At 60.5% G+C, this 19,221-nt stretch carries 14 protein-coding genes, 1 tRNA gene and 1 other RNA gene; 10 read left to right on the top strand and 6 right to left on the bottom strand.

What is annotated here, in order from left to right; translation table 11 throughout:
* Positions 1-159: 159 nt before the first annotated feature.
* Positions 160-1,632, top strand: a complete 1,473-nt coding sequence (locus tag Q4B98_RS06630) for a threonine/serine exporter ThrE family protein (protein ID WP_303196395.1) — start codon at positions 160-162, stop codon at positions 1,630-1,632.
* A 75-nt stretch (positions 1,633-1,707) separates the two neighbouring features.
* On the opposite strand, the gene Q4B98_RS06625 is transcribed toward Q4B98_RS06630, so the two are convergent.
* The 6 genes from Q4B98_RS06625 to ffs form a co-directional block, all read right to left on the bottom strand.
* Positions 1,708-2,229, bottom strand: a complete 522-nt coding sequence (locus Q4B98_RS06625) for a PadR family transcriptional regulator (protein ID WP_368492319.1) — start codon at positions 2,227-2,229, stop codon at positions 1,708-1,710.
* Between the two features lie 108 nt (positions 2,230-2,337).
* A complete protein-coding gene (gene recR / locus Q4B98_RS06620; RefSeq protein ID WP_303196323.1) occupies positions 2,338-2,943 on the bottom strand; it encodes a recombination mediator RecR in 606 nt (201 codons plus the stop codon).
* A 21-nt stretch (positions 2,944-2,964) separates the two neighbouring features.
* Positions 2,965-3,288 carry a YbaB/EbfC family nucleoid-associated protein gene (locus tag Q4B98_RS06615; RefSeq protein WP_303196322.1) on the bottom strand — a complete coding sequence of 108 codons (324 nt, stop codon included), beginning with the start codon at positions 3,286-3,288 and terminating at the stop codon, positions 2,965-2,967.
* A 123-nt stretch (positions 3,289-3,411) separates the two neighbouring features.
* Positions 3,412-6,318: a DNA polymerase III subunit gamma and tau gene (locus tag Q4B98_RS06610; RefSeq protein ID WP_303196394.1), complete on the bottom strand. Its 2,907-nt coding sequence runs from the start codon at positions 6,316-6,318 to the stop codon at positions 3,412-3,414.
* A gap of 95 nt (positions 6,319-6,413) precedes the next feature.
* Positions 6,414-6,770 carry a hypothetical protein gene (locus Q4B98_RS06605; RefSeq protein ID WP_303196321.1) on the bottom strand — a complete coding sequence of 119 codons (357 nt, stop codon included), beginning with the start codon at positions 6,768-6,770 and terminating at the stop codon, positions 6,414-6,416.
* Between the two features lie 49 nt (positions 6,771-6,819).
* Positions 6,820-6,916, bottom strand: an RNA gene (ffs, locus tag Q4B98_RS06600) — signal recognition particle sRNA small type.
* A gap of 128 nt (positions 6,917-7,044) precedes the next feature.
* Between ffs and Q4B98_RS06595 the strand changes: the two genes are divergently transcribed.
* The 9 genes from Q4B98_RS06595 to Q4B98_RS06555 all read left to right on the top strand — a co-directional run bounded on the left by Q4B98_RS06595 (position 7,045) and on the right by Q4B98_RS06555 (position 19,167).
* A complete protein-coding gene (locus tag Q4B98_RS06595) occupies positions 7,045-7,407 on the top strand; it encodes an RNA-binding S4 domain-containing protein (RefSeq protein ID WP_303196320.1) in 363 nt (120 codons plus the stop codon).
* A gap of 71 nt (positions 7,408-7,478) precedes the next feature.
* Positions 7,479-7,563 (top strand) — tRNA-Ser (locus tag Q4B98_RS06590).
* A 382-nt stretch (positions 7,564-7,945) separates the two neighbouring features.
* Positions 7,946-8,827, top strand: coding sequence for a hypothetical protein (locus Q4B98_RS06585; protein WP_303196319.1), 882 nt, complete (start codon positions 7,946-7,948; stop codon positions 8,825-8,827).
* Positions 8,828-8,857: 30 nt separating this feature from the next.
* Complete coding sequence (locus tag Q4B98_RS06580; protein WP_303196318.1) at positions 8,858-11,059, top strand: hypothetical protein; 2,202 nt, start codon at positions 8,858-8,860, stop codon at positions 11,057-11,059.
* Positions 11,060-11,538: 479 nt separating this feature from the next.
* Complete coding sequence (locus Q4B98_RS06575) at positions 11,539-12,501, top strand: aminoglycoside phosphotransferase family protein (protein WP_303196317.1); 963 nt, start codon at positions 11,539-11,541, stop codon at positions 12,499-12,501.
* A gap of 105 nt (positions 12,502-12,606) precedes the next feature.
* Positions 12,607-15,132 carry a malto-oligosyltrehalose synthase gene (treY, locus tag Q4B98_RS06570; RefSeq protein WP_303196316.1) on the top strand — a complete coding sequence of 842 codons (2,526 nt, stop codon included), beginning with the start codon at positions 12,607-12,609 and terminating at the stop codon, positions 15,130-15,132.
* Positions 15,129-16,847: a malto-oligosyltrehalose trehalohydrolase gene (gene treZ, locus Q4B98_RS06565; RefSeq protein WP_303196315.1), complete on the top strand. Its 1,719-nt coding sequence runs from the start codon at positions 15,129-15,131 to the stop codon at positions 16,845-16,847. The genes treY and treZ overlap by 4 nt, the downstream gene beginning before the upstream one ends.
* 137 nt (positions 16,848-16,984) lie before the next feature.
* Complete coding sequence (gene rfbB, locus Q4B98_RS06560; RefSeq protein ID WP_303196314.1) at positions 16,985-17,989, top strand: dTDP-glucose 4,6-dehydratase; 1,005 nt, start codon at positions 16,985-16,987, stop codon at positions 17,987-17,989.
* A 131-nt stretch (positions 17,990-18,120) separates the two neighbouring features.
* Complete coding sequence (locus tag Q4B98_RS06555) at positions 18,121-19,167, top strand: glycosyltransferase (protein WP_303196393.1); 1,047 nt, start codon at positions 18,121-18,123, stop codon at positions 19,165-19,167.
* Positions 19,168-19,221 lie beyond the last annotated feature (54 nt).

Here is a 19,221-nt window from a genome sequence, read left to right as displayed (position 1 = left end):
CTCGGCTCACTGCACACCGCCTCGACGTCATGGACCTTGCCGCCGTCCGTGACGACCTCACCGCAGACCAGCGCGTGCAAAAACCATCGCTCCCGGCCTCCCAAGGTTCACCGCGCACGTCGTGTGCCCTTGGAGCGCTTTTTCCGTGCGGAAACCCCGATGGAGACCACCCTCGCCCTCAACCCGGGCGACGCCGACATGGCGGAACAGCAGGCACGACGAGTCGTCGACCTGGTAACACGGGTCGCCGTCATGGCGATCTCGGTCGGAGGCTCGGTCTCGGAAGCCATCGCGATGGCCCTGCGAATCACCGCAACCTACGGGGTGACCGTCCACATCGACATCACCAACACCTCTGTCATCGTCACCCAGCACCGTGGCCTGGAAGAAGACCCAATCACCGCTTTGCGAGTAGTGCGTTCCAGCAGCAACGACTACCAGAGACTGGGCGAACTCCAGCTCCTCGTCGACGACATTTGCGATAAGACCACACCAGTTGGACTGGAGGAGGCCGCCGATCGACTTGCGGCCATCACCCGAAGCCCGCGTCTCTACCGGCAATGGTTCGTCACCATGAACATGGGTCTTATGGGTGCCGGGCTGTCAACTCTGTTCGGCGGCACCGTCATGGACGGTGTGCTGAGCTTTTTCTCCACCTGCCTCGTCGACGCCACCGTTCAGGCGATGGCGCGCAAAAGGATCACGAACTTCTTCACCCAAGCTGCCGGCGGAGCCGTCGCCACTGCATTCGCCCTGCTCGTAATGGTGTACATGGCAGCCTCTCACGAACCCCTTCCCCTCTCCCCCTCCCTCATCGTTGCGGCCGGAATCGTCTCCCTGCTGGCAGGAGGTTCCTTCGTCACCGCTTCCCAGGACGCCCTCGACGGCTACGTCGTCACCAGTTCAGGACGATTCTTGGAGGGGTTTGTACAAACAGGCGGCATCATCCTGGGCATCATCACCGTCATGTGGATCGGGCTACGACTAGGCGTGCCGGGGTACATCTCGCCAGCCTTGGGGTTCTCGACCAACCCCATTCTGCAAATGATCTGCGCGGCTGTCATCGCCGTCACCTTCGGAGTCTCCTCCCACGCCGGATACCGCACCCTGGCTATCTGTGCGGTGCTGGGGGCTGCCGCGTGGGCCGGTTATCTCCTCGGAATGCAGCTGACAGGATCAGTGTCTGCCGCTTCCGGACTTGGCGCCATGGTCGCCGGGATCATTGCCGCCCTAGGCGCGCAACGCTGGAAAATACCTCAACTCGGTCTGGTGACGATCGCCATCGTCCCGTTAATGCCTGGCGTCATGATGTACCGAGCGCTATACATGATCGTCAACTCCCAGACCGACACCACCGGGACCACCGACAATGGCTGGACCCTCTTCCTGGAAGCTCTGCTGGTAGGGGTAGCGCTGGCGGTGGGCGGCAGCTTCGGAGCCCTCATTGCTCGCCCCTTCACCTTGCCGAAAGACCTGCGCTCCCGGTTGGCGACTCTGGCGTCTTGGGGTGCTGGCCAGGCTGTTCCCCGCGAACGGCGGCGTCGTCGCTCCCAGCCCCCGGCTGATCCGCACCATCCGGCTCTCAACAATCCTGACAACGACCCGTCCATGACGGGAACCTGGGCACGGTAGTAACGACAACGCGGTAGTACCCGCACGTCACCCCAGCAGGACAGTAACCGCTGGTTAACCAGGGCAGTCTGCGGGTCAGTCAGCCCCAACTTTCTCGGCGACCTTGGCCGCGCAGTGGTCAAGCCAGCGCAGCTCGGCCTCCGCAGCGAAAACCATTCCGTCGATAAGGAGCTGACCGGCGAGATCATCTCCGGCCACACCGTCACGGGCTTGACGGTATTCCTGCAGCTGGTGCGTGGTGGCGCGGCGCTGATCCTGGATCAGGGCAGCAACGTCAATATCCTTCGAGGTAGCAGCAAGAGCAATCTTGATGGCCAGCTCATTGCGCGGCGGGGTACGAGGCGCAATGGGGGTGGCAAACCACTGACGCACCGCTTCGCGACCTGCTGGGGTAATGGTGGCAATCACCCTGCCATCGGGAGTCTCGTCGCCACGGAAACACAATCGGTCACGCTCAAGGCGGTCCAAAGTTGTGTAAACCTGTCCGATATTGAGGGACCAGGTGTGATTTGTACGACGATCAAACTCATTCTTGATCTCATACCCGTGACGAGGAGTCTCAGCCAGTAAGGCGAGGATGGCAAACTTAATGGACATACGACCTCCGGGTACCGTGATGTAATCGTCGTTGAGAAGCCGTATACACGCTATCCGTCGGTCAAATAAACATCAGTTTTTTGACCACCTGATGAGACAGAACACACATCAGGCACCGACGCCGACGCGAAGACGGCCCTCGAAGGCACGCCCCAGTGTTACCTCGTCAGCGTATTCCAGGTCGCCGCCGACCGGCAGACCCGAGGCCAGACGCGACACCGTGACGCCCATGGGACTAATGAGACGAGACAGGTACGTCGCCGTGGCCTCCCCCTCGAGGTTCGGGTTGGTAGCAAGGATCACCTCGGTCACCGTCTCGTCGGCCAGCCGCTGGCACAATTCACGAATGTGGAGATCAGCAGGACCCTTGCCATCCAGCGGGGAGATGGCCCCGCCCAACACGTGGTACAGACCACGAAACTGCCGGGTACGCTCCACCGCGATGACATCCTTAGACTCCTCGACGACGCAGATCATCGACTGGTCCCGACGCGGGTCACGGCAGTACTGGCACACCTCATCGGAGGAGACGTTGAAGCAGACCTTGCAGAACTTGGCCTTCTCCTTGACCTCACGGAGGGCGTCGGCTAGTTCGTTGACCTCGTCGACAGGAGCGTCAAGGATGTAGAAAGCGATCCGCTGAGCGCCCTTCGGCCCGATCCCAGGCAGCCGGGAAAGGGCGTCAATGAGTTCCTGCAGCGGACCGTCGTACATTAATCCTCCTGTCGGTGGGGTTCACAGTCCTATGCCGGGCACCTGCGGCATGAGGGACCGTTGCATGGTGCGAGCCTGCTCGGTGGCGTCCTTGACGGCGGCCACGACGAGATCAGCCAGGGTCTCGGCGTCGGTGTCCTCAAGGGCCTCGGGTGCGATCGTGAGGCCATCGAGTTCACCGGCTCCGGTGACCGTCGCGCACACGAGTCCACCGCCAGCGGTGCCCTTGAAACTGCTTTCAGCGAGCTTATTCTGGGCCGCCTCGAGTTGGCTCTGGACAGACTGGGCCTGAGCGAGCAAGGCACCCATGTCGAGTCCGCCGAGGTCAAATCCTCCAGTGGTCATGATGTCTCCCTGTGTGTGGCCCCTGGTCCTCTATCTGTGGGGCAGCCTGATGTCGTCATCCACAGTAGCCGGTAGCGACGACGAGTCTGTGAGTCAGACATCTGCGCGTCAATTCCGACACATTCATGTGCCAGCTGTATCGCCGGAAGTATCGATGACGATCCCGCCCAGCTCACGCATGATGAGGTCGACTGGACTCTCATTGGACTCCTCCAAGATCGTATCGTCCCATTCGCCCTCCTCGTCAGGAGGCTCCTCCACCGGGACCAGACGATGACGGCCGGTCTCGAGCGGACGGACACTGCTCTTGACACGCTCGCTCCAGCGATGGGTGATGGCGTGGGATGATGAGCCGGTCTGGGGCGGTACGCCGGAGTCCCTCTGACCCTGGTCTGGCTCTTGGGACTCACTGCTGCCAGCCTTCTCGGTAGGGTCGGTCGGCACCATATCTGGGGGTGGATCAGCTGCCTCGGCAGTGTTTGGACTCTCAGCACTGCTTGGACCCTCGACACTGCCTGAATCCTTGGCACCGCCTGAATCGGCACTGCTTGGGTCCTCGGCACTAACTGGACCCTCGGCACTGTTTGACCCCTGGCCGCCAGCTACCAGCCCGGACTCCCCGACCTTATCGTGAACCTCTCCGGGCTGGTTCTCGACGGTGGAGCCAGAGACGGAGGCGTTCTCGCTCGGGTCGGTGGGGCGGGAACTGTTGGACGACGTGTTCGCGAACTCGACTGAGACGTCATCAGAACCCGGCTGACGATCACCCGGTCGGTCCTGAGAAGCCCGGCCAGGTGGAGTAGGGTCCGGTTGACGATCGCTGCGTCCCGGATCGCTGACCCAGCTATCAGGCGGCGACGAAGCCCAGGAGTGATCTGCCGGAGGCTCGGGAGCCGTCGGTTCCTGGTGGAACTCGGGACGTACTGCCGCCGGAGGCTCTCCAATTACCGCTGTGAAAGCCATGTCCACCCCCAACACCTTCACGACGGCGTCGTGCAGGATCTTGGGGTAATTACCGTTGACGAACCCTTCCCGAGCGCCCGGGTTGGAGAATCCCAGAGTGGCTTGGTTACCGTGAACCTCCAAGACTTGGGCGTAACCGCTGAGAATCATCCAGGCAACGCGTCCGCCATCCTTGACAGCGTCCAGTACCTGCGGCCACTCACGACGCAGGGTCGTGATGTCGATGACACCCTCTGCATGACTGCCTTGCTCACCCGGATGGTTCGGAACCGGCGACGGCTGGCCAGCGGATTGATTACCTGGCCGATAGTCCCTACGGCTGGGACGCGGACGTCCAGAAGGACGCCGGGCGGGCTGCTGGGGGCCACGGGACTCAGCCGACGGCCCGGACGTGCCGACACGCGTCTCCGGCTGAGCGGTCTGCGCAGGACCCGAGCGACGATCACCTGGCACGTTCTGAGTCTCGTTGCGTTCCGGGAGGTGATCGGCAGGTTGCTGGGCATGATCGGCAGCTGCGGAACCCCCGCCCGGCCAGTGCTGGGGAGGGCGCTGAGGCCGCTCGGCGGGGCGGGGACCAGACCGACTCTGAGTCGTATTGCGGTCACCTTCGTCAACAGGACCCGAGACGCCGAGTCTACGTTCCAACCGCTCCAGACGGGCATGGATACCTCGACCGTCAGTGTCAGCTGCAGGAAGCAAAATCCGCGAACACATCAGCTCCAGATGAAGCCTAGGGGCGGTCGTGCCGCGCATATTCGTCAGGCCGGTAGCCAGAACCTCGGCAGCACGAGTGAGTTCGCCGGCTCCAAAACCAGCCACCTGATGAGCCAATCGAGTGGCCTGCTCGGGAGAGACGTCAATGAGTCCAGTACGACACGCGTCCGGGACCGCCGAGATGATGACAAGATCACGCATCCGGCGCAGTAGATCCTCAGCAAAACGACGCGGGTCCTGACCGACTTCAATAACCTTGTCGATGGTGGCAAAGACTTCATGAGCGTCGCCAGCTGCAAAAGCGTCAACAATCTCGTCGAGAAGGGCCTCGGGAGTGTAGCCGAGCAGAGCTGCCGCCTGTTCGTAACTGACGTGACCGTCAGCGGCACCGCCGAGCAGCTGATCCAGTACCGACAGGCTGTCTCGCACCGACCCGCCACCAGCACGCACGACGAGGGGAAGGACGGCGTGGTCAACGTCGATCCCCTCCTTGGCGCACAGCCCACCCAAATAGTCGACAAGAATCTTCGGCGGCACCAAGCGGAAGGGATAGTGGTGGGTTCGGGAGCGGATTGTCCCGATCACCTTTTCAGGCTCCGTCGTCGCAAAGATGAATTTGACGTGCGGCGGCGGTTCTTCGACGAGTTTCAGCAAGGCGTTGAATCCCTGCGGGGTGACCATGTGGGCCTCGTCGATGATGTAGATCTTGTAGCGCGAATGGACCGGGGCGAAGAAGGCCCGCTCCCGCAGATCACGGGCGTCGTCAACGCCTCCGTGGGAGGCCGCGTCGATCTCGATGACGTCGATCGACCCGGGACCACCACAGGCTAGATCGCGGCACGACTGACACTTTCCGCACGGAGTCGGCGTCGGTCCCTGCTCGCAGTTGAGCGCTCGGGCCAAAATCCGGGCAGTCGTCGTCTTGCCGCAGCCACGCGGCCCGGAGAACAGATAGGCATGGTTGACGCGATTGTTGAGGATGGCACGCTTGAGAGGCTCGATGACGTGGTCTTCACCGATGACTTGGTCGAAAGTCTCGGGACGGTAACGCCGGTAGAGGGCTAGCGGGGGCTCTGGCATATCATCGGGGACGGTGCCGGGGCCTTCCGTGATGAATTCTTGGCTCCCCGCAATGACGTCGGCGTCCATCTCATCTTCCTCGGTCTCGAGGCCATCAGGTTCCGCAGGGGTCTCCGGACCGTCCAGCGGCCCCGGGTCACGCAGATCGGAAGGGAGATCGTCGTCAGGGGTGGCTTCGTCAGGGGGCATGAGGGGGCGCGGCGGCTGCTCGTCGCCAAAAAGATCCGGACCGTCTTGCTCGAAGGCTTCAGGTTCGACGACCTCGTCCTCCATGCCCGGCTCAGGCACCCTTTCATCCACGGGAAGAACCCTAGTTGACGATCACGACACAATTCTCTTCGGTCCGGGGGGCTGTGAGCGGAACAACCTCAGCCAAAGAGGACCAACAGCAGGCTGATGAGGGTTACGACGGCGAAAGTCACCCAGGCGATCCGAACAGCCGAACGCACTGGATGTCCCAGCCTCTTGGCTTTACGCCCGCAAGAGGTCGTCACCAAGGGCGGGACGAAAAACGCGGCGATGTCTACCCCGACCACCGTCCACGTCAACCATGCTGGCACCCCGCTGTCGTGAAGCTGAGGGTAACCGAGATTGGCCGGCAGTACGGTTTGGGCCATCATCGCGAGCAGACCGGAGACGATAAACAGCAGCAGCGAGCACCAGGTGATACCTGCCCAGATGGAACCGGCACGGTCAGTGGTGATAATGCGCCGCTGATCGTCCATAGCGACCCCCTCTCGGTGCCGAAGCATTGTCACAGATATGCACAGACATAAAAAGGGTTCCCCGCGCACCCGGTAGAGCCAACCTACCCTTGCTACCTCTCGGTCCTGGGGGAGTTCAGTCGGGTGCCGCCGCACGAGGAACCGAGTTCCACTCTATCCGACGCGCTATCCGAGGAACAAGCCGTGGTATTGCTGCACGAACTACCATCGTCTGCAACGAGGCATGGCTCGCCCTAGCATTACTGTCACGTTTTCCACGGTGCGGGGAGGCATGATGACGAGGATCGATGTATGGCTGTGGTCGGTGCGTGTCTACAAGTCAAGGTCGCTGGCCACCGAGGCCGTCAAAGGCGGTCACATCCGTCTCAACGGCGATCCAGTCAAACCGTCCCATGGCGTCAAGCCCGGTGATGTCGTCACTATCCACACCCCCGGCTGGGACAGGGTGCTCAAAGTCATCGATCCCATCGCCAAACGAGTCGGGGCCAAACTCGCGGTCGAGGCCTACCAGGATTTGTCAGCTCCTCGACCTGCCTACCTATCTACCCCCGTCGCCCGTCGCGACCGTGGAGCCGGGCGGCCCACCAAGAAAGACCGCCGGGCGATAGATCGGCTCCGAGGCCGCGACGCCCACTAGTGAAAACTGACCACGACACAACTGACAGCCCGGATTGGCGCCATGCGAGAAGTGCAGGTATGTTACTCGGCGGAGGATTCGCCTAGAGGCCTATGGCGCTCGCTTGGAAAGCGGGTTGGGTTCACGCCCTCACGAGTTCGAATCTCGTATCCTCCGCGGATGGCCCGCCCCTTGGTCTACCTTGGGGCGGGCTGTTGATTTCTGCGCACATCAATTCGTCGGGCCTGGAGGCCCTCTCATCAGCGCGTTAGCAGCAACGATAGGTTCATAGGCACCCCAGGCGTCACCATCTCAACGCCGCCACGCCATCACACGTCGCACTCCTCTTCCGTCACAGACAACACAATCCCTGCTATAACTATTATTATTACTAGGATCGACCTGGTTAAATGACGCCGAATAGCCCCCTGGGGTGCTGCACACGGAACTTCGCGGGTGCTATATATTCGCCCTCATGAAGGGTTTATGCTCCGGCTCCACTAGACGGGGCACCCCAAGGCACCGCTCCACTCTGATCTGGATAACCTGCGGCTCTATCGTGCTCGTTGCAGCCATTGTTGCCTTGACGATCTTCGGGTTTCGCAGCCACCTAGGCCGCGTCGATGGTTCGACCTCACCGGCGATGTCAGTGCGAAAGCTTTCCGATAATGCACCCACGAGTCTCAGCATTGATGGCCAGCCCGTGCAGGCAGGGCAGCTTAGATATGCCCTGCGTGAGGTGAAGACTCAGGTCGTTGCCGACTGTGGCGACGGCCAACGATCCATCGGCTCTGACTTTTGGCAAAGCACAGAAGAAACGTGCACCACCGCCTTGCGGACCAAACCCCGCAGCCAGGCCGAACGGCTCGAAACTCAGGTGGACTCCGCATTGTCTACGGCGACCTCCGCACTGTGTCAAGACGCCAAGGACCCAGCACACCATGCGGCCTGTCTCGCGGTACATCTGCTAGAAAAACAACAGTCGACATACCACCTAGCAGCCGACGCCGGGCAGACGGAAAACGCCACATGGGATGACGTTCTGAGCAATCTTCGTGAGCTAATTCCACCCAATCTCGGCGATAAGACAAGTGGTCCAACAACCTATGGTATAGATACCGATATCTTCCCCACATTGGTTGAGCGGTACCAGACCCAACTCGCCAATCAGTACATTAATGACGATGACGCTCCTGGCATGGACGTAACGGACAAGGAGGTTCGCGCATATTATAAATCACGATCCTGGAACTTCGGACCAAGTATCGAGGGTATTAGTTCAGAATCTGAGAAATGGAAGGTCATTTCTCCTCTGGTAGAGACTGATCTGCGACGCACGATATATGACCAGCTTCGAGCCTCAACCGTGAAGCATATGCACACGGTTGCGGACCCCAACGATGTTGTTGATTTTGTGCAGGCTACCTATACCCAAGGATAGTCAGCACGCATTACTAGATAGGAAATAAAAATGACTAGGAGAAGATTTGGCTCCCTCGCCGTCGCGGCAGCCATGGCGACAGGATTTGTGACGCTCTCACCTCCGCTAGCGTCTGCCAGTCCCACCAGCACCGAGCTGACACCGACAGCAACGTATTATGTCAGCGCCTCAGGCAGCGATACCAACGATGGAAAATCTGAGGATAAACCATTCCAAACATTAGATGCGGTCAATAAGCTCACTCTGCATTCGGGAGATAAAATCCTCCTCAAACGCGGGGACACTTTTAACGACCAGCACCTATGCATAACCGGAGATGAGAACTTCTCCTTCAACGATGGCACTGGCTGTGCGTTCCAAGCTGATACCAACGGTGCCCCGGTAACCGTCTCCGCCTACGGTGACGGAACAGCTAAGCCCGTCATTGCTGCCAACGGTTCCGGCCAGTGGAAACTCGACTACGGCTTAACACTCTCGCACGCTCAGCACTACCTCAACAAAGATGCAGTATCGTCGACGATCCTTCTCAAGGACGCCGAGAATATCGAGATTTCCGACCTGGAAATCACCAACGCCCGTGTCGAGGACGCATCTGGCTTGGAAAATGGCTGCGCATACAACGATAACTGCGCGCTTGATCGCACCGGCATCGCCGGCGTAGCTCAAAATAAGGGAACCCTCGATCACGTCACCCTTCAAGACCTCTATGTACATTCCGTTCAGGGCAATGTCTATAACAAGCATTCTCTCAACGGCGCAATATACTTCAGCTCTTTCATCGCGTCGGGCGACATCGCCCCTGACAGCGAACGCAAGGATGCCAATTTCGTACCGGAATTGACTGAGCCGGCCAACGGGTATCCGCGCTTTAACGATCTGAAGATCGTCGACAACCGCGTGGAAGACTCCAACCGCTGGGGCATTGCAGCGGTTTACAGCGCCTACGGCTCGGCCGCCCTGGACGGGCTGGACCAGATTCCAGATGACGCGATCACTACTTATGGCTCAACCAATATGGAGATCAGCCGCAACTTCATTAAGAACATTGGCGGCGACGCGATCACGGCAATGTACGGTTATAAGCCGATCATCGAATCGAATGTGGCTACCGATATCGCTGCACAGATAAACACAACGGACTACCTCTTCGCCTCAGAAGGCCATCAAGGTAAGTTCGACAAGACTGGCGGCCGGGTGGCGGCTTCTGTCTGGCCATGGAAGTCCAAGAACGCTCAGTTCCGGTTTAACGAGGCCTACAACACCCTCGGAGCCGACAAAGGTAACGGCGACGGAATGCCGTGGGATGCTGATTCTGGTGACGGCACCCTCTACGAATACAACTACTCTGCCAACAACTCTGGCGGAACCGTCATGTTCTGCGGTCACCAAGCAGCAAATTCGACCTTCCGATTTAACATTGCACAGAACGATTCGCTGGGTGCGCTGTCACCCACCTACTGGGTGCCAACGTATTCCGGTTTGTACCCGAACGCGCACGTCTACAACAACACCTTCTATCTCAAAGAAGGATCTTCGGTGCTGCACCCTGCTCAGGCCCAGCAGGGCACCATGAAGGTAGAAAACAACATCTTCTACAACATGAGTGACAAACCACGCACCGAATCTTGGGAGCCAATAGGTAAAATCACCTGGAATAATTCTGACATTGACGGAAATGCCAAAGTCACTTACTCCAATAATCTTTACTACAACTACGCAAACACCCCGGCCAGCGACAAGGCTGCCGTCACCCTTGACAAGGGCGAAAAAGTGATGGTTGACCCTGGTACAGGACCCACCGCCCCAGCTGCTGACATGGCTGCCCGAAACCACTACTTCCCGGGGGTCGATTTCGCTGAAGCCGACGCGCATTCCACCGACTTCGATGGGTACAAACTGGCCGAAGGTTCTCCCGCTATCGGCAACGGCAAAGCAGTGACAGACGACAACGGTTTCGCGCTTGGCACTGATTTCTTCGGCCGGGAAGCAAACACTCATGACATCGGTGCAGTGAGCACCGGGAAGGAGCCTGCGGCTCCAACGACTACACCATCACCATCACAGCCGGCTGCCACTTCCCAGGCTCCGGTGCCATCACAATCCGAAACCACGCCACAAACTCCAGCACCATCACAATCTGCAACCAAGCCACAGGCTTCTGCACCATCGTCTGCTGAGGTGACTGCTGTTCCGACAAAACTTCCGGCCACCGGCAGTTCCGGCGAGAAGTAAACGCCTTTGCCTGGATTGTTGGTAGATGGAGTAACACTCCCGGTGGTCAGCAGCGCGGCCTAAGCTGTACGCCGCGACTACAACCACTGAGCATTGACCTGCGCCAGGCATGACGTGCTAACGGCGGGCGGGCTACTCGTTGCCAGATGAATATTGCTATTCATCTGCTGATGAGTAGCCCGCTTTTTTCAGGAGCGCTGACGTCGTGACATCGTTTTTCGTGCCCTCGCCGCCCTGCTCACCCACTGGCAACGAGAGCGTCTCGAATAGCGATTCCTACCATCTCAATACAAAAATGACGCGGAATCTCAGTCATCTCGACAAGAAACCTACGATTTCTCATCGTCTTTCTGGCCACCCTGACCCCAAAAGGCTTAATTCATATTATCCCGCCGAGTTCGCCGCGTTATTGAACACCACGATGACGGTGCCGCCACCGTGTGAACTATCGTAGGAGGCAGGGTTATAAGGAGGCGTCCATGAAACCGTCACGAGTCCGCTGGGATGAACTGCCCGAGCCGGTCCGCGAACGTGTTGCCGAAATCCTCGGTTCTCCAGTCACCGTCACTACCGTTCAAACCCATGGCACCACTCCGGGCCTTGCCTCCCGGGTCGTCACTGAAGACGGCACCCACGCTTTCGTCAAAATCAGTCATCCCGACATCAACGCGGACATCCCTAACCTCAACCGTCGCGAAGCCGCCGTGTTGTCATTTCTTCCCGAGGCCGCCCCCGCACCACGGTTACTGGGCCAGATCGACGTTGACGGCTGGGCCGGCATCGTGACCTCTGACGTCGAAGGCCCCCACCCCGAACTGCCCTGGTCCGACGAAGACATCACCACCACTTTGGCCGCATTGTCCCGACTGGCCGAGACGACCGCAGGCTTCCATGAGCAATGGGAACCATTTTCCGCACAGCTACAGAACTATCTATCGGTATGGGACACCTTCATGGACAACCCTCCGACTGATCTTGATCCGTGGCTCGCGGAACGTATGCCCGATCTTGCCGGACGTGTCGAGAGGCTCGCCTATCACGTATCCGGTGACACGATCATCCACGGTGCCGCTCGCTCCGACAATATTCTGCTGAGCAGCCAAGGGGCCGTCCTCGTCGATTGGTCCCACGCCGTCGTAGGACCGGCATGGGTCGACGCTGCCGACCTCATCATCGACATCATCCACACTGATCCCCTGGACGCCCCGAAGTGGAATCGAGCAGATGACCTTGTGAACCGCGTTGCGGCTGAGTTCTCCCCGTCCACTCACGGCGAACCTGCCACGGAACCCATAGTCGACCTCATGGTGGCCGTGCTGGGGCTTTCGGAGCGCGAATGCCGCAAGCCTGATCCTGCCGGAATGCCGCAACTGCGCGAGTTCCAGAGGGAAAGGGCAAGTCGGCTGCGAGCCTGGCTGTGGGCCTCCGTACACCTCGCGTAAGCACTGAGCACGTTCCAACCCAGAACAGTAAGGCCCTGACCCAGAGCACAGCCCGGAACACCGGGAGTCCCAAACGTGTCAGCGCACCCCCTTACAGTGGACCACGTGACGACTTCCACGCCCGCGCCCGCCTCCACATACCGTCTGCAGTTCAACAAGAACTTCACTTTCGCTGACGCCCTCGCCCACGTTGACCACCTGGCTGCTCTTGGCGTCACTCACCTCTTTTGCTCCCCTATCCTGCAGGCCGCACCAGGGTCTACCCACGGCTATGACGTCGTGGACCACACCCATATCTCCCAGGAATGCGGCGGCGAGGATGGGTTCCGTTTACTGTGCACGACGGCACATCAGGCCGGACTGGGAATCGTCGTCGACGTCGTTCCCAACCACATGGCGGTGCCGACCCCGCTGTGGCACAACTTTGCGCTGTGGAGCGTCCTGCGAGATGGTCCGTCCTCCCCGTTCGCAACCTGGTTCGACGTCGATGTCTCAAGCTCCCTGTCAATCCTCATGCCCATCCTTGGGGATCGTATCGGCACTGAGCTGACGGCTGGCACCATCCACGTTGAGACCCGGGACATCCCAGATCAAGACGGCATGACCCATCCGGAGCACGTGGTCGTCTATTACGACCATGTTTTCCCGGTGCGACCGGGAACCGAATCGTTGCCACTGGCCGAGCTGCTCGACCAGCAGTGGTACCGGTTGGCCTACTGGAAGGTCGCCACCGAGGAACTCAATTACCGCCGCTTCTTCAACGTTGACACTCTCGCTGCCATCCGTGTCGAGGACGACGATGTCTTCGAGGCCTCCCACACCAAGCTGTTGCAGCTCTATCGTGACGGACTCATCGACGGTTTCCGCATTGACCACCCGGACGGCCTAGCCAATCCACGCAAATATCTGGCGGACCTGCAACGGGCCACTGATGGCGCCTGGGTCGTCGTCGAGAAAATCCTCGAGCCCTCCGAAACCTTGTCAACCGAACTGTCATGCGCCGGTACAACAGGCTACGACTCACTGCTGCGCGTCGACGGACTGTTCATTGACCCGGCCGGAATGGTGCCGTTGAGCACCCTCTATGAGCGGATGTGCTCTGGCGACGAATCGACGGGGTCCTTCCCCGCCGAGCTTGACCGCGCCAAGCGAGAGGTGCTCGATGACATGCTCGTCACCGAGCTCAATAGGTTGGCGAATGTCGCGATGGACATTTGCGCCTCAGACATCATGCTGCGTGACCACACGCGCCGTCAGCTCACCCGGGCCATCACCGAGTTACTGGTGGCCATGGATCGGTACCGCGCTTACCTGGAGCCTGGCCGGATTCCCGGACCTGGCGAGGTCAAAGTCATCGAGACTGCTGCCGACCTGGCGCGCATGGAGCTACCGGAAGACGAACACGACACCCTTGAACTGGTCGTCGACATGGTGTGCGGTCGTCTTGGACCCTCGACCGACCCAGCAGTACAGGCCAGCCGCGACGAGTTCATGGTGCGTTTCGCCCAGACCTGCGGCCCAGTCATGGCCAAGGCCAAGGAGGACACCGCTTTCTATCGCTACACCCGCTTCATCGCTGTCAACGAGGTGGGTTGCGACCCCGAGGTAGCGGGAATCTCGGTCGACGAATTCCACGACTTCGCAACGACTCTCGGGCAGACGTTCCCGACCACGATGACAACCCTGTCCACCCATGACACCAAGAGGTCGAGCGATGTCCGTGCCCGACTGGCCTGTCTCACGGAATTCCCGCACGAGTGGGATCAGACCGTCGCGACTCTGGAGACCGCTACTGCAGACCAGCGATCTGAATTACTCGACGGGGCAGCCGTCAATCTGCTGTGGCAGACCCTGGCAGGAACATGGCGGCTCCCCGGGGCTGCCGCCGGTGCCTCCCCGATCAGCGCGGACCGGCTGGTGGCATACCTAACCAAAGCCGTGCGGGAGGCCAAATCCCACACCACTTGGACCGATCCGAATGAGGACTACGAATCGGCGCTGATGGACCTCGCCACGTTCTGTCTGACTGACGAGTCGGTAGCCGAAGCCCTCGACACCTTCACCGAGACGACCAGGACTGCCGTCCGAGCGGCGATCCTCGGGCGTGTACTGGTGCAGCTGACCATGCCTGGGGTTCCCGACACCTACCAAGGGTGCGAGGTCGTGGACTTATCGCTGGTTGACCCAGACAATCGCCGTCCAGTTGACCATGATCGTTCCGATCGACTGCTGCGGGCGGTGCAGGAGAACCTCGACGCAGTAGCGGCAGCGGACCGCCTGGATGCGGAAAAACTGCTTGTTGTCCACCGAGCCCTCCACGTCCGACGCCGACACCCCGACGCCTTCCGAGGTGACCATGCGAACTACCGTCCCGTGGCGACAACCACCGGCCACGCTGTCGCTTTTGCCCGCAGTATCGACGACGAACCCCCAACTGCCATCACCGTTGCCACCCGCCTGGCCGGGGCGCTGGAGGGACGCGGCGGCTGGGCCGATCACCAAGTCGTGCTGCCCGAAGGGACGTTCACCGATGTCATCACCGGAAAGACGGTTGAGGGACCCATGGTGAAACTTGCCGATCTGCTCGACGATATGCCGGTTGCGCTGCTGGTCGGGGAGGAGAAGAGATGACGAACCACGTGACGGTCTGGGCCCCCAACGCCAAGAAAGCCCAGACCCTTCTTGACGGACATCTGCTCGACATGACCCGGGAGGGGCAATGGTGGGTACTCCCCCAGCCTGTTGAGGACGGCCAGCGCTACCAATTCGTGCTCGACGGTGGCGACCCGCTACCTGACCCACGCAGTCGGTACCAGCCTGACGGTGTCCATGGCCCCTCGCAGATGTACCTCCCGCGCGAACCAGCCCCATGGAAAGGTATGGATCTCAAGGGCCGCGTGCTCTACGAGATGCACATCGGCACCTTCACCGAACAGGGCACTTTCGCCGCCGCCATCGACCACCTCGACGATCTCGTCGAGCTTGGAGTGGAGGCCGTCGAGGTCATGCCGGTCGCCCAGATCCCCGGTAGCCGGGGGTGGGGGTACGACGGCGTTGACCTCTATGCGACGCAGAACACGTACGGCGGCCCAGCGGACTTCCAGCAGTTCATCGACGCCGCCCATTCCAGAGGACTCGGGGTCATCCTCGATGTTGTCTACAACCATGTGGGGCCGGAGGGGAACTACTTGGCCAACTTCGGCCCCTACTTCAACCATCGTCACCCAACTCCTTGGGGTGACGCGGTGAACTTCGACGGTGACGACAACAGGCCCGTTCGTCAATTCGTGATCGACAATGCCCACCAGTGGCTGGTGGACTACGGGCTCGATGGACTTCGATTGGACGCCGTTCATGCCCTCGTCGATGAGTCTGAAACCCATATCCTCGCTGAGCTTTCCACCAGGGTCGCCGAGTGGTCAGCGCAGATCGGTCGCCCGCTGGCGCTCATCGCCGAGTCCGATCTCAACCAGCCGACCATGGTCACTGCCGTCGGTACCACCGACGGGGCGCGCGGCATGACAATGCAATGGGACGACGACATCCACCACGCGCTACATGCCTTCTTCACCGGCGAGACCGACGGTTACTATGCCGATTTCGGTAGCGCCGAGACTCTCGCCAAGGCCTTCACCAAGGTCTTTGTTCACGACGGAGGATGGTCATCTTTCCGGGAACAAAACTGGGGAGCCCCGGTCGACGTCAACAGCTCCCACTACAACGCGGCGTCCTTTGTGAGTTTCATCCAGGACCATGACCAAGTGGGAAATCGCGCCATCGGGGACCGTCTGGGCCACAACGGTGCCGACCCGAATCTTCAGGCCGCAGCTGCAGCCCTGTATCTGCTCGGGCCGTTCACCCCAATGATCTTCATGGGTGAAGAATGGGCGGCGTCGACCCCGTTCCCCTTCTTCAGCGATCTTGGCCCCGACCTTGGTCCAATGGTCACCACCGGTCGCCGCCAGGAATTCACAAAGATGGGATGGCAAGGCGATATTCCTGACCCTCAATCTGAGAAGACCTTCAGGTCAGCTCAACTCAACTGGGCCGAGCGCAGCGACCCCACTCATGCGCACATGCTGCAGTGGTATCGACAACTGTTAGAGATCCGCTCGTCTTTTCCACGCCGTAATGCCAGCAGTCTCGGTTCCACGACGATGGAGGTTCTCTCCCCCGACGCTGTCGCCATGAAGCGCCCTGGAGTAACCGTCATCGCAAGCCGAAGCGAGACTCCAGTGACCGTTACAGGCCTTCCCGCACAACCTTCGCTGGTGAGAGGTCACCAACAGTGTGACGGGACGGCGGTCACGCTGACGTGCCCCGGTTGTGTCGTTGTTGTCGAGTGACTCGTCTCACCGGTACCGCAGCGTTCCTGCCGCTGAGCAGCTATGAAACACACAACCTCGCAGCACTGAGAACTCATAACGGCGAGAACTGGTGCCAGTGAGGCAGCTAACGCCTCACTCTCCGTAGACTAACGACCATGCCCTCCCTCTTGGTGACCGGCGGGGCCGGTTTCATCGGCAGTAACTTCACCCACTGGGTCCTCGACAACACCGACGCCACCGTCACCGTCCTCGACGCCATGACCTATGCCGCCAACGAGGCGTCACTGGCCCAACTGCCCGAGAACCGCTTCCAGCTGGTGCGCGGGTCGGTCTGTGACGCTGACCTCGTCGATGACCTCGTCTCCCGCCACGACGCCGTCGTCCACTTTGCCGCCGAATCTCACAACGACAATTCCCTCGCTGGCCCGGCTCCGTTCATCGAAACCAACATCGTCGGCACTTTCACTCTGCTGGAGGCGGTCCGCAAGCACGACGTCCGTCTACATCACATCTCTACCGACGAGGTCTACGGCGACCTCGGCCTCAACGACCCGGCAAAGCTCACCCCGCAGACCCGATACAACCCGTCCTCCCCCTACTCCGCTTCCAAAGCTTCGTCAGACCTCCTGGTTCGCGCTTGGGTGCGCTCTTTCGGCGTCCAAGCCACCATCTCGAACTGCTCGAACAACTACGGCCCACGCCAGCACGTCGAAAAGTTCATACCCCGCCAAATCACTGAGATTCTGCAGGGACGCCGCCCCAAGCTCTACGGGGACGGCCTCAACGTCCGCGACTGGATTCACGTCGACGACCACAACTCTGCCGTCTGGACGATTCTGGAATCTGGCCGGATCGGCGAGACCTATCTCATCGGTGCCGACGGGGAACTCAGCAACAAGACCGTTATCCAGCTCATCCTTGAGCTCATGGGTCAGCCCACCGACGCCTACGACCACGTCAACGACCGTCCCGGTCACGACCTGCGCTACGCCATTGACGCCACCAAACTGCGCGAGGAGCTTGGTTGGCGACCCACGTACACCAACTTCCGTGCCGGACTGGCGGCCACCATCGACTGGTACCGCGCCAACGAATCATGGTGGCTTCCCCACAAGGAAGCCACCGAGGCCGCCTATGCGGCTAAGGGGCTGTGCGGCTAAAGAGCAGTGTTGACAAGAACGACATGCTCAAAGACGCAGCGACGAGGTTGGGCGCGCCCGCACCGACAGGACGAACTTTAAAAACACGTGCTGCCCCCCACAAAGGCCCCTTGGACGGCAGAATGAGCACCATGCACCTGGACCTCGGCATCACCCAGACCATCAACCGCGCGACCCACGTCACCCGTGGATTCCGTCGCATCGTCATGGTGACCGCCGCCGGAGACGGCCTTCCTGATCGTCTCGTCGCCGACCTGACCGACAACTTCTCTCGCCGTGGAATCGAGGTCACACAGCTAGCGTTTACCGGGTCCGAGGACACTACGCCCTCCACATCCGCACCAGCTTTCATAAAATGGCCGCGCCGCCGCCAGGAGAAGGCTCGTCAAAATCTCGACGAGGGCCTTGATCGTCAGTCTGCCATCATTGTCACCGATTCCAGCCGATTCGATGAGGTCGCTGACCTGCGGGTTACTGGCCGGTTGGATCGCCCGGTCGTCGTCTTTCTGGCCACCGACCCGGATGAGGTCCCTGACGAACTCCCCCAGCTCGTTGATCTCGTCGTGACCCCGAATCCTGAGACTGGCCCCTGGGAGCACCTCGGCGTTCCGGTGTGCTCCATTGGTGTACCGGCCACAGCTGGCAGCCCAGCCCCCGGCGAGCGCCCCAAGCGAGTCGCCTTGGTTGGCCCATGCACCGATGCGCAGCTTTCCGACGCCCTGCTCACCTTTGACCATGCTTGCCAGGTCGTCCCGGGCTGGTCCCTAGAGGTCTGTCTTGACGACGAGACTCGGGTTCGTTCGGCTGTGGCTGTTCGTCGTGACGTCGGTATTCACCCGGCAGACGCTGAGAGTACCGTCATGAATCAGAGCGAATTGGCCCTCGTGCTGACCCGTAAGGAGGACTTGGCCTCGCGAATCCTTGACGCCGCTGGTGCTGGCCTGCCGGCAGTCGCCTACGCTGACACTCCGGCGGCAGCCGACCTCCTGTCACGCTGCGGGTATCCGGCCACGACGACGGAAGAACTGGCCAGCTCCCTGTCTCAAGGGATGGCCGACGCTCCGTTGCGCCGAATCCAGCGCGAATCTGCTGCCGAGGTCCTTGCCGACCATGACGGTTCTACCATCGGTGACGCATGGCTCGACCTCATGTTCAACGTCAGGCGTAACCGCCGTTGACCCTTAATCAACGGCCTCAGCGGCGCTTGTAAAGCCGATTTAGAGCCGACGGTT

Source organism: Cutibacterium sp. (assembly GCF_030525615.1).
Classification (GTDB): domain Bacteria; phylum Actinomycetota; class Actinomycetes; order Propionibacteriales; family Propionibacteriaceae; genus Cutibacterium.
The sequence above is the reverse complement of the archived record's forward strand: the minus strand, read 5'-3'. Positions and strand labels throughout refer to the sequence as shown.